Origin of the sequence: Phenylobacterium sp. (assembly GCF_037138395.1) — a bacterium.
Taxonomy (GTDB): Bacteria; Pseudomonadota; Alphaproteobacteria; order Caulobacterales; family Caulobacteraceae; genus Phenylobacterium.
In genome coordinates, this window is record NZ_JBAXIM010000100.1 from 1 (window position 1) to 9,612 (window position 9,612).

Genomic DNA, 9,612 nt, shown 5'->3' on the forward strand with positions numbered 1-9,612 from the left:
GGCCACCTCCCAGCCCTGCGGCGGCGGCCCGGGTCTGCGTTCATCCCTGCGAACCGCCAGGGCGGGTGGTGGAGGCGGCGAGGCTTCCGTCGGGAGGGTTTCCAGCCCCGAGGGTTCGGTCGGCGGGCCCCGGGACTCAAGGCCCTGAGAGTCCCCCCGGGGCTCAAGGACCTGAGAGTCCAAGGACGCGGCCTCGACGGCAGGGGCCGGATCTGCGTGCAACCGGCGCCAACCCCCGGCGATCAGACCGACCAGGAAGAGGTTGAGGGCGGCAGAGACGAAGAGCGCCACCACAAGCGCCCGGCGGTTCAAGAACGGGCGCCCGTGGCGGACTCGGCGACCGGAGCCTCCCAGGGCGTCATAGCCTCGGCGAGGATGGAGTCGGGGTCCGAAGCGTAGGCGGGCGCTTCGGCGGGGCGCGCGACCGGGTCCACCAGACGTGGCGCGGCGACAATGCCCGCCAGGCAGGCTGCAGCGAGGGCGGCACCACCGGTCAGGGTCAGCACCCAGGCGCGCCGGAGGGATTGCCGGACCTGAACCGGGGCGGCGGACTGCACCCGCGTTGTTACGCCCTCCGTCGGACGCGGGGCCTCCCAGGCGAACAACAGGCGATCCAGCGAACGCGCATCGTCGAGAAGTTGCCGGGCCTCAGCGGGATGGGCAGCGATCCAGGCCTCGGCACCCAGGCGATCCGCCTCGGGCCACCGGGCGGGGTCCCCGCCAAAAGACTCGGCCAGCTGGCGCACCCGCGCCTCTGCGGCGGCCAGGGAATCTGGGCGCGGGGTCATGCGACGAGATCCGACAAGGCCGCGCGAAGGGCTCGTCGCCCACGCGAGAGAAGGCTTTCCAGGGCTTCGACGCTGATCCCGAGGGCGGCGGCGGCCTGGATGTTGCCCATCTCCTGGTAATGGCAGAGGACGACCGCCTCGCGCTGGCGGGCGGGAAGGATGGCCATGGCTGCAGCCACGCGGTCGCCCACGTCCCTGGCCTCCAGCCCCCGGTCCGGCGCTGGGCCGGGGTCGACCAGGGTCTCCAGGTCCTGCGGCCCACCCGGACGGACCCTGCGCAGCCGGTCCCGGCAGAGGTTGAGGGTCACCCTGTGGAGCCAGGTGTCGAAGCGGGCTTCCCCGAAGCGCCAGACCGGCGCCTGCCGCCAGGCCCGGATCAGGGATTCCTGGGCGACATCCTCGGCCTCGGCGGCGTCTCCCAGCACACGGGCTGCGAGGGCGGTCAGGCGCGGCAGCTTGCGGGCGGTCAGGGCCCGGACAGCCAAAAGGTCCCCGGATCCGACCCTGCGGACGAGGTCTGCATCCGGGTCGTCGACGCGTGAAGACGCCGCCGGCCCATCGGAATAGATGCGCCCGAGGGCGTCAGTTACCGGTCGCGACACGTTGTCTCTGCTGCATGGCGGCCACCTCTGTCTTGTCCAGGGCCCCGTCGCGGTTGGAGTCCGCGCCATCGAAACGGCGCTTGCTGGCGGTCTCCAGTTCCGACCGGGACATGGATCCGTCTCCGTTGACGTCTGTCGTGCGCCATATCTGGCTCATGGCCGCCTCAGCCTTGTCCCCGCCGAAGGTGCGAGCCATACCGACGAACTTGTCGAACTCGGCCCGGGACACCTGACCGTTCTTGTCAGAATCCAGTCTCTGGAGGATCTTGTCTACGTTTTCGGACCGGTACTCGGCGTAGAGCACCTTGCCGTCGCCGTTCTGGTCCAGCTTGGGCGGGCCCATCTGGGCGGTCGCCGGCGCAGCCCAGAGAACCGTCAGAAGGGCCGGGGCGGATAGCGCGGCTGCGCAGGCGGAAAGGGTCAGGCGCACTTGGGAATCTCCGGTCCTTGGCTGTTGAACGAATTGAACCCTGAATTCCGGCGTTTCAAGGGCAGACAAGGGTTTCGAAGGCTTCCTGCGCGCGCTTCCGGGTCCGCCCCAGCCGGGTGACGAGGCTGCGGAAGTCGCGGGTGCCACCGGCCCGGGCCAGCCTGCGCCTGAAGGCGTCGGGCTGATCCGCGGGGTCGCCGGCGTCCCCGAGGGCGAGGCGGAGCATCTGGGTCAGGTTCTGTTGGAGGGTCCAGGCCTCCAGGAGGGGACCGACCGAGCCAGCCAGTCCCGCTGCGGCCATGGCCTCCAGGGCGTCGGCGGTCCCGGCGCGCAGGGGGCCGCCTGCATGGGCATGGGCGAGCTGAAGAAACTGGGCGGCAAATTCGATGTCGACCAACCCTCCGGGTGCGAGCTTCATGTCCCAGAGGCCCGACGCTGGCTTTTCCTGGGTGATGAGGGCGCGCATCTCGCGCACCTCGCGGGCCAGGACGGTGGCGTCGCGGGGCTGGCGCAAGGTCGTCTCGATGGCGTCGGCCAGGTCCCTGGCGAAGGCGGGATCGCTGGACCAGACCACCCGGGCGCGGGTCAGGGCCATGAACTCCCAGGTCTCGGCCTCGGTCGCGTAATAGGCGCCGAAGGCGGTGAAGGCGACGGCGACAGGACCCTTGGAGCCAGAGGGCCGCAGGCGCATGTCGACCTCGTAAAGCTCGCCTTCCGACGTCGGCAGGGACAGGGCGGCCACCAGCCGCTGGGTGAAGCGGGCGTAGAAGGTTTCCGCAGACCAGCCCTTGAGAGTGGAGACGGTATCTGGCGTCGCTGCCCTGTGAACGGTCATCAGGTCGAGGTCAGAGCCCGCGCTCATCTCGCGGGATCCGCACTTCCCGAGGGCGACCACCGCCACCTGCCCCTCGAAGTCGCCCCCAAGACGGACGGCCTCGGCCAGGGCGACGGGCGCCAGGGCCTCGATGCTGGCGTCCGCCAGGCCGGCAAAGCCATGGCCAGCGGCCTCGGCGCCCGCCGATCCACTCATCACCTGGACACCGATACGGAAGGCCTGCTCCCGGTGCTGGCGGCGGACAGTGTCCATGGCCGACTCGAAGTCGACCGCCCTGGCCACGGCACTCTGCAGGGCCTGGCGATCCTCCTGCGGGTCGATGTCGCCAAAGAAGGCCGGATCCAGCAGGGCATCGAGGGCGGCGGGACGGCGCGCCAGGGTGTCCGCCAGGCGGGGGGCAAAGGCCATCACCTCGACGATCAGGGCGAAGATCGCCGGCTGGGCGAGGAAGAGGGACTGGAGCTGGACCCCGCTGGACAGGCGGGAGAAGAAGGCCCCAAAGCGGGTGAAGGCCGCGTCCGGGGCCCCGGTGGCCTGGGTGGCGTCGAGCAGACGGGGGGCCAGGCGGGTGAAGAGTTCGCGCCCGCGCTCCGAGCGGGTGGCGGCGATGTGTCCATGGTGCCAGGCGCGGATCGTCCCGGACACCTGGGCGGGACTGGAGAAGCCCATCCGGGCCAGGGTGCGCAGGGTTTCGGGATCGTCGTCGACGCCCGTGAAAATCAGGCTGCCGAAGCGGGACGACAGGGGCTCCTCGCCGGGGAAGAGTTCGCCATAGCGTCGGTTGACGACCTTCAGGATCCGCTCGACGTGCGCATCGAAGCTGCGCAGCCGGTCGAAGCCGGAAAGGGCTGCGACCCGCCGGCGCTCGGCGTCGGACTCCGGCAGGCGGTGAGTCTGCTCGTCGGCGAGCATCTGCACCCTGTGCTCCAGGTCGCGGAGGCGGCGGTAGGCGTCGCCAAGCTCGTCACGAGCTGCATCCGAAACGTGCCCGGCTGCGGCCAGGGCAGCGAGGGCGTCAAGGGTGCGAAGGCTTCGCAGTCCCGGGTGACGACCCCCGAGGATCAGCTGCTGTGTCTGGACATAAAACTCGATCTCGCGGATTCCGCCCCGGCCGAGCTTGAGGTCCGCGCCTCGGGCCGAAAGACGATCATCGACCTTGTGGATGTGGATCTGGCGCTTGATGGAATGGATGTCGGCTATGGCCGCGAAGTCCAGGTTCCGACGCCAGATGAAGGGCTGTAGCTCCGCCAGGAAGGCGTCGGCTCGGGCGATGTCGCCGGCGCAGGGCCGGGCCTTGATGAAGGCCGCCCGCTCCCAGTTCTGGCCAACGCTCTCGTAGTATTCGAAGGCGGCGACGGTCGAGACCGCTGGCGGCGTTGAGCCCGGGTCCGGCCTCAGCCTCAGGTCCATGCGGAAGACATAGCCGTCAGCGGTGCGCTCCTGCATCAACTCCGTCAGCTTGTGGGTCAGGCGGACCGCAAAGGCCTGGGGTTCGATCCCCGGTGAGAGCCGCAGGGCTTCGGGATCGAAGAAGATCGAGATGTCGATGTCGCTCGAATAATTGAGCTCGAAGGCACCGTGCTTGCCCATGGCGATGCAGAAAAATCCCGGAACCGGTCCGCGACTGTCGTCGGGTGGCGGGACGAGGCGGCCGGCGGCGACCTCGGCACCCGCGGCGCTGGACAGGGCCGCGGCGAGGGCGGAGTCGGCAAATCGGGCCAGGGCGCCGGTGACCTGGTCCAGATCCCAGGCGCCCCCAAGGTCGGCGATGGCCGTCAGGAGATGAAGCTCTGCCTTGAGCTGCCGGAGACCCGGGCCAGCGACCTCTGGAGAGGCGGCGGCCAGGAGGCCAGTGGCATCCAGGATCCGGTCGAGACTGGCCTCGGGGTCAGAATCGAGGAGCCGGGCCATGCGGGCTGGATCCCGGCGGGCGAGTCCTGCGAGATAGCCCGACGCACCAAAGACCGGCGCAAGGGCCGCGCGTTCGGCCGGGGAGAGGTCGCGCACTGCGGCGATGGCGTCGAGGAGGCGTTCGGCAGGCCGGGCGTCCAGCACTGGGCCACAGGGGGACAACCGCTGGCCCAGGGGGGTCATGGCGCCGAGGGCAGGACGACGGCGGCGCGGAGCCCCGGTCCCGAACCGTCAAAGACGCCCGGGCCATCCCCCAGCTCGAACCGGCCGCCGTGGGCCTCGGCGACAGCGGCGACCAGGGACAGGCCAAGGCCAACGCCGGGCAGGTTGCGGCTGTTCTCCAGGCGCACGAAGCGCTGGACGACCCGGTCCCGGTCGGCTGTCGCCACTCCAGGACCCGTGTCCGTCACCGAGATCTCGACTTCGCTGGAGGCCATGCGTCGAAGCCGAACCCTTATCGCTCCGCCGGCCGGGGTGTACTTCACGGCATTGTCCACGAGGTTGGCGAGGGCCTGGGCGAGGAAGGCGGGATTACCCCTCACGGCCAGGCCTGCGGAGATGTCCGAGGCGATCTCGAGCCCCTTGTCCTCGCAGAGCGGGCCGTACAGCTCCGTCATGTCGCGAACCATGGCCGCAGGATCGAAGCGCACCGCATTGGGCGCCTCTCCCGCCGCCTGTAGGCGGGAGATGGAGAGTACGGCGGAAAAGGTCCTCAGGACGCCGTCAGTGTCGTCCAGGGCCTGGCCCAGGGCCAGGCGAGCGTCGCCCCGTCCGGCCTCGGCATCGAGCAGGGCGGTCTCCAGCCGGGCCTTCAGGCGGGTCAGGGGCGAGCGCAGGTCGTGGGCGATGGCGTCGCCGGCGTGCCGGTGGGCGGACATGGAGCGGTCGAGCCGGTCGAGCATGTCGTTCAGCCCCTCGGCCAGTTGGTCGAGCTCGTCCCCGGCCCCCCGCACAGGGGCGCGAGCTGCAAGGTTCCCATTCCTCGCGGCCGCCACGACATCTGTGAGCCCGGTCATGGCGCGGGTGAAGTTGCGGCTGGCCTGGAGCCCAACGGCTATTCCCAGAACCACCAACAGGGCGCCGGCGCCCCAGAGGCCCCGGACGATGGTCACGATGAAATCCCGGTCGTCGCTGGCGTCGGCGCCGACGAAGAGGGTCTCACCGCCGGAGAGGCGCAGCTGCAGGCCCCGGGCGGGGATCGACTGGGGGCGCCCTGCCGCACCCTGCCCAGCCAGGGAAAAGCGGACCCAGGTCGCGGCACCGGTGAAGTTTTCGACGGGGCTCTGGGCGAGGGAACCGGTAATCTTGGCGCCGTCCGGGGCCAGGAAGAGATAGACGAAGCGCCGCTCGCCGGCCATCCGGGTCACCAGGACGGGGTTGAGGGCGGCGGGGCCCGAACGGTTGTAGACTGCGACCAGGCTGTCCGCCTCCCGGCGGATATCCGCGTCCGTCCGCCTCCGGGCCTCACCGGCGGCGGCCATATAGACATAGGCCATGAGGACGGCCCCGGCGAAGGCAAAGAGGGCCAACGTCAGGAGGGTCAGTCTGAAGGGCGCCGCCCTGAAGAGCCGCAGGAAACTCCCGGTGGGGGGCGCCGGGGCCTCAGGCATCCAGCCGGTACCCTGCCCCACGGATCGTCTCGAGCATGGGGTGCTCGAATCCCTTGTCGATCTTGGAGCGCAGCCGCGAGATGTGGACGTCGATGACGTTGGTCTGGGGATCGAAGTGGTACTCCCAGACCTTCTCGAGCAGCATGGTCCGGGTCACGGCCTGTCCGGCGTGCCGCATCAGGAACTCCAGCAGCTGGAACTCCCGGGGTTGCAGGTCGATCTCGCGGCCCGCCCTTTGGACCTTGCGCCCGATGAGGTCCATCTCCAGGTCTCCGACCCTGAGAAAGGTGAGAACCGATCCGGTCTCCCGCCGCCGCGCCAGGGCCTCGACCCGGGCGATGAGCTCAGCGAAGGCGTAGGGCTTGACCAGGTAGTCGTCCGCTCCGGCCCGCAGGCCAGTAACCCGGTCCTCGATCTCGCCCAGGGCCGAGAGGAAGAGGACGGGCGTCTCATCTCCGTCCCGGCGGAGGGTCTCGACGAGGCCGACCCCATCCAGGCAGGGCATCATGCGATCGACGATCATGACGTCGAAGCTGCCCCTGCGGGCGGCCTCGAGCCCGACCAGGCCGTCTGGACACAGGGTGCAGGCGTGGCCGGCATCCAGGAGACCCCGAGCCATAACCTCGGCGGCGGGCTGGTCGTCTTCGACGATCAGGATCTTCATGCCCACGGCCCGGATCAGTCGGCGATCTTGATCGGCAGGAAGATGGTCCTGCCTCCGCGCCAGACAGCGACGAGGACGCTGGGCCGACCCGCCTTCCGGGCTTGTTCGACCACCGCGGCCAGGTCCGAAGGCATGGCCAGGGTCCGGTCACCTGCGCGCATGATCACGTCATTGGCCTGAAGTCCCTTGGATGCGGCGTCGGAATTTCGTTCCACAGCCCCGATGATGAGGCCGCGGACATCGGCCGGAAGGCCGGCTCGGCGGCGGCCGGCGTCGTCGAGGGGTGTGACCATCATACCGAGGATGGCCTGGCCGGGGGCGGGCGCGGGACGAGCGGGCCCAGGCCCGGTCCCGCCGGAACCTGAGGGACCCGCCGCAAGCTGGGACTCCGAGGGACGGACGCCCGAGCGGATGTCGAAGGTCCGCGGCTTGCCATCACGGATCACCTGCAGCCGCAGGAGGTCCCCGGGGGCCGCTGTGGCGACCTGCCGCGTCAGCTCCGCAGAGCTTTTCACGCGCACCCCGTTAACCGAGAGGACGATATCGCCGGCAACAAGGCCCGCCTTGTCCGCCGGAGCTCCAGGCGTGAGCTCGGCGACGATAGCGCCCTTCTGCCCGGCCATGCCCTGGGCGGCGGCCATGTCCTCGTCGAAGTTCTGGATGGTGGCGCCGATATAGCCGCGCACCACCTTGCCGTTGGAGATCAGCTGGCGGGAAACCCTGGCGGCCACGTCGGCGGGTACGGCAAAGCCGATACCCACGGAACCCCCGGTGGGGGAGAAGATGGCGGTGTTGACCCCGATTACCCGTCCAAAGATGTCAAAGGTCGGTCCGCCGGAATTGCCCCGGTTGATGGGTGCGTCGATCTGGATGTAGTCGACGAAGGTCTCGCCGATGTCCCGTCCGTAGGCCGAGACGATGCCGGCGGTGGCAGTCCCGCCCAGGTTGTAGGGGTTGCCAACGGTCAGCACCCAATCGCCCACCCGGGGCCGGGCGGAATTCTCGAAGTTGACGAAGGTGTAGCCCGTGCCCTTGACCTTGAGGACGGCGATGTCGGTGCCCTCGTCGCGCCCGACGACCGTCGCCTCAAGCTCGGTCTCGTCCTTCAGGACAACCTTGATGCTCTCGGCGTCCTCGATGACGTGATTGTTGGTCACTACGTAGCCGTCGGCCGAGATGAAGAAGCCCGACCCGGCCGACTGCCGGCGCGGTCCATTTCCACCCTCATTGCCCTCCTCGCCACCCTGCCCGGGCGGCATTACGAAGGGCAGGCCCGGGTTCTGTCGCTGCAGGCGGGACATGTCGACCCGGCTCGTCACGTTGATCGAAACCACCGCGGGGGAGACCTTCTCGAAGATGTCGGCGAAGGACATGGGCGCCCCCGGAGGCGGGGCGAAGTTGGGACGGGCCACTGCCGCTGGCGTCGCGGTCGGATCACTTCCGGTGCGCTCGGCGGCGTTGAGCCCGGCACCCGCGGCCATGGCGGTGCCAGCGACTACGGCACCCGCGAGGGCCCCAAAGAGGTAACGGCTCTTGTTCGAGCTCATGGTGCGCACTTCTTTCCCTTCGGCCCGCCGCGATCCTTCGCAGCTGGGTATAAACCTACATGCCAAATAGCGGGGGTCCGCTCAAATGAGGATTACGTCATGCATTGGGATCGTCCCGAGACGATTTCAGGGCAGGATCATGGCCATCCGTGCCCGCCAACAGATCGGACAGGCGCCTCGCCTCCGCTTCTGTGAGGGCGGCGTCGGGCAGAACAGGCCGTCGTAGATGCGCTGCAAGGGCCAGGACGCCGGCGATCACCGCCGCCAGGGGTGCCAGCCAAAGCGCAAGGTTCGCCCAGGAGAAGGACGGCTGCAGGAGGACGAATTCGCCGTAGCGGTCGACCAGCCAGCTGCGGACCTGGGCGTCGTCCTGTCCCGAGGCGATACGCTCGCGCACGAGGCGGCGCAGGTCGATCGCCAGGCCGGCTTCGGAATCCGCGATGGACTCGTTCTGGCAGACCATGCAGCGCACCTCCTGGAAGAGGGCCCGGGCGCGGGCCTCCTGGGTAGGGTCCGGAAGGCGCTCCGCAGGATCCGAGGCCGCCGCCAGGCACAGGGCGGCCGCCAGGGCGACGGCCAAGGGCACCCCGAGCCGCCTCAAGGCCGGATCTCGCGCCGGCGACCCGCCGCCAGCCGGAGCCTGCGGTCTGTCAGTGAGACGAGTCCGCCAAGGGCCATGATCGCCGGGCCGATGAAGATGAGCAGGGCCAAGGGGTTCCAGAAGCCCCGGACCAGCCAGACCCCACGCCCCTCCGGCCCCAGTCTGCGTTCACCCAGAACCACGTAGAGATGGCTGAGGTTCACCGTGCAGATGGCCACCTCCGAGGTGGTTTGGCCCCCCGCCGGGTAGAACCGGCGGGACGGCGTCAGGGCGCAGACCTCCTGCCCATCCCGCCGGGCCGAGATGCGTGCCGTTTCGGCATCGTAGTTCGGTCCATCGACGGGGCGGACATCCTTCAGGACCAGCTCCCAGGCACCGACGCGCAGGGACTGGCCCGGCGCCAGGGTCTGTGCAGCCTCGAGTTTCCAGCCGGTCTCGAAGCAGGCGCCGAGGACAAAAACGCCCAGACCCAGGTGGGCAAGGGTCGTCCCCCAGGCCCCCCGTGGTAGGCCCCGGAAGCGGCGAAGGCTCTCCGCAAGGGGGCCCCGGAAGAGCCGAATCCGTTGGGCGGCCTCGGCCAGGGCACCCACAATAAGCCAAGCCGACAGGCCGAGGCCAAGGCTG

At 69.6% G+C, this 9,612-nt stretch carries 10 protein-coding genes; all 10 read right to left on the reverse strand.

Annotated features, from left to right (window positions below):
• A partial coding sequence (locus tag WCJ52_RS08965; RefSeq protein ID WP_336902962.1) for a hypothetical protein occupies positions 1-312 on the reverse strand: 312 nt, incomplete at its 3' end.
• Positions 309-788 (reverse strand): hypothetical protein, encoded by a 480-nt coding sequence (locus WCJ52_RS08970; RefSeq protein ID WP_336902963.1) that lies wholly within the window; start codon positions 786-788, stop codon positions 309-311. The genes WCJ52_RS08965 and WCJ52_RS08970, both read right to left, overlap by 4 nt.
• Positions 785-1,357, reverse strand: coding sequence for an RNA polymerase sigma factor (locus tag WCJ52_RS08975; protein ID WP_336902971.1), 573 nt, complete (start codon positions 1,355-1,357; stop codon positions 785-787). Before WCJ52_RS08975 ends, WCJ52_RS08970 begins: the two co-directional genes overlap by 4 nt.
• A 13-nt stretch (positions 1,358-1,370) precedes the next feature.
• Positions 1,371-1,820, reverse strand: a complete 450-nt coding sequence (locus tag WCJ52_RS08980) for an EF-hand domain-containing protein (protein WP_336902964.1) — start codon at positions 1,818-1,820, stop codon at positions 1,371-1,373.
• 55 nt (positions 1,821-1,875) lie between these two features.
• Positions 1,876-4,749, reverse strand: a complete 2,874-nt coding sequence (locus WCJ52_RS08985) for a bifunctional [glutamine synthetase] adenylyltransferase/[glutamine synthetase]-adenylyl-L-tyrosine phosphorylase (RefSeq protein WP_336902965.1) — start codon at positions 4,747-4,749, stop codon at positions 1,876-1,878.
• Positions 4,746-6,176: a HAMP domain-containing sensor histidine kinase gene (locus WCJ52_RS08990; RefSeq protein ID WP_336902966.1), complete on the reverse strand. Its 1,431-nt coding sequence runs from the start codon at positions 6,174-6,176 to the stop codon at positions 4,746-4,748. The genes WCJ52_RS08985 and WCJ52_RS08990 overlap by 4 nt, the downstream gene beginning before the upstream one ends.
• Entirely contained in the window at positions 6,169-6,840 is a 672-nt protein-coding gene (locus tag WCJ52_RS08995) for a response regulator transcription factor (protein WP_336902967.1), read from the reverse strand. Before WCJ52_RS08995 ends, WCJ52_RS08990 begins: the two co-directional genes overlap by 8 nt.
• Before the next feature lie 14 nt (positions 6,841-6,854).
• Positions 6,855-8,387, reverse strand: a complete 1,533-nt coding sequence (locus tag WCJ52_RS09000) for a trypsin-like peptidase domain-containing protein (protein ID WP_336902968.1) — start codon at positions 8,385-8,387, stop codon at positions 6,855-6,857.
• Between the two features lie 97 nt (positions 8,388-8,484).
• Positions 8,485-8,973, reverse strand: coding sequence for a cytochrome c-type biogenesis protein (locus WCJ52_RS09005; protein ID WP_336902969.1), 489 nt, complete (start codon positions 8,971-8,973; stop codon positions 8,485-8,487).
• 11 nt (positions 8,974-8,984) lie between these two features.
• A partial coding sequence (locus WCJ52_RS09010; RefSeq protein ID WP_336902970.1) for a cytochrome c-type biogenesis CcmF C-terminal domain-containing protein occupies positions 8,985-9,612 on the reverse strand: 628 nt, incomplete at its 5' end.

Excerpts from the sequence above, each read along its gene's own strand:
- WCJ52_RS08970 (WP_336902963.1), bottom strand. The coding sequence starts at position 788 with ATGACCCCGCGCCCAGATTCCCTGGCCGCCGCAGAGGCGCGGGTGCGC.
- WCJ52_RS08985 (WP_336902965.1), bottom strand. The coding sequence starts at position 4,749 with ATGACCCCCCTGGGCCAGCGGTTGTCCCCCTGTGGCCCAGTGCTGGAC.
- WCJ52_RS08990 (WP_336902966.1), bottom strand. The coding sequence starts at position 6,176 with ATGCCTGAGGCCCCGGCGCCCCCCACCGGGAGTTTCCTGCGGCTCTTC.
- WCJ52_RS08995 (WP_336902967.1), bottom strand. The coding sequence starts at position 6,840 with ATGAAGATCCTGATCGTCGAAGACGACCAGCCCGCCGCCGAGGTTATG.
- WCJ52_RS09000 (WP_336902968.1), bottom strand. The coding sequence starts at position 8,387 with ATGAGCTCGAACAAGAGCCGTTACCTCTTTGGGGCCCTCGCGGGTGCC.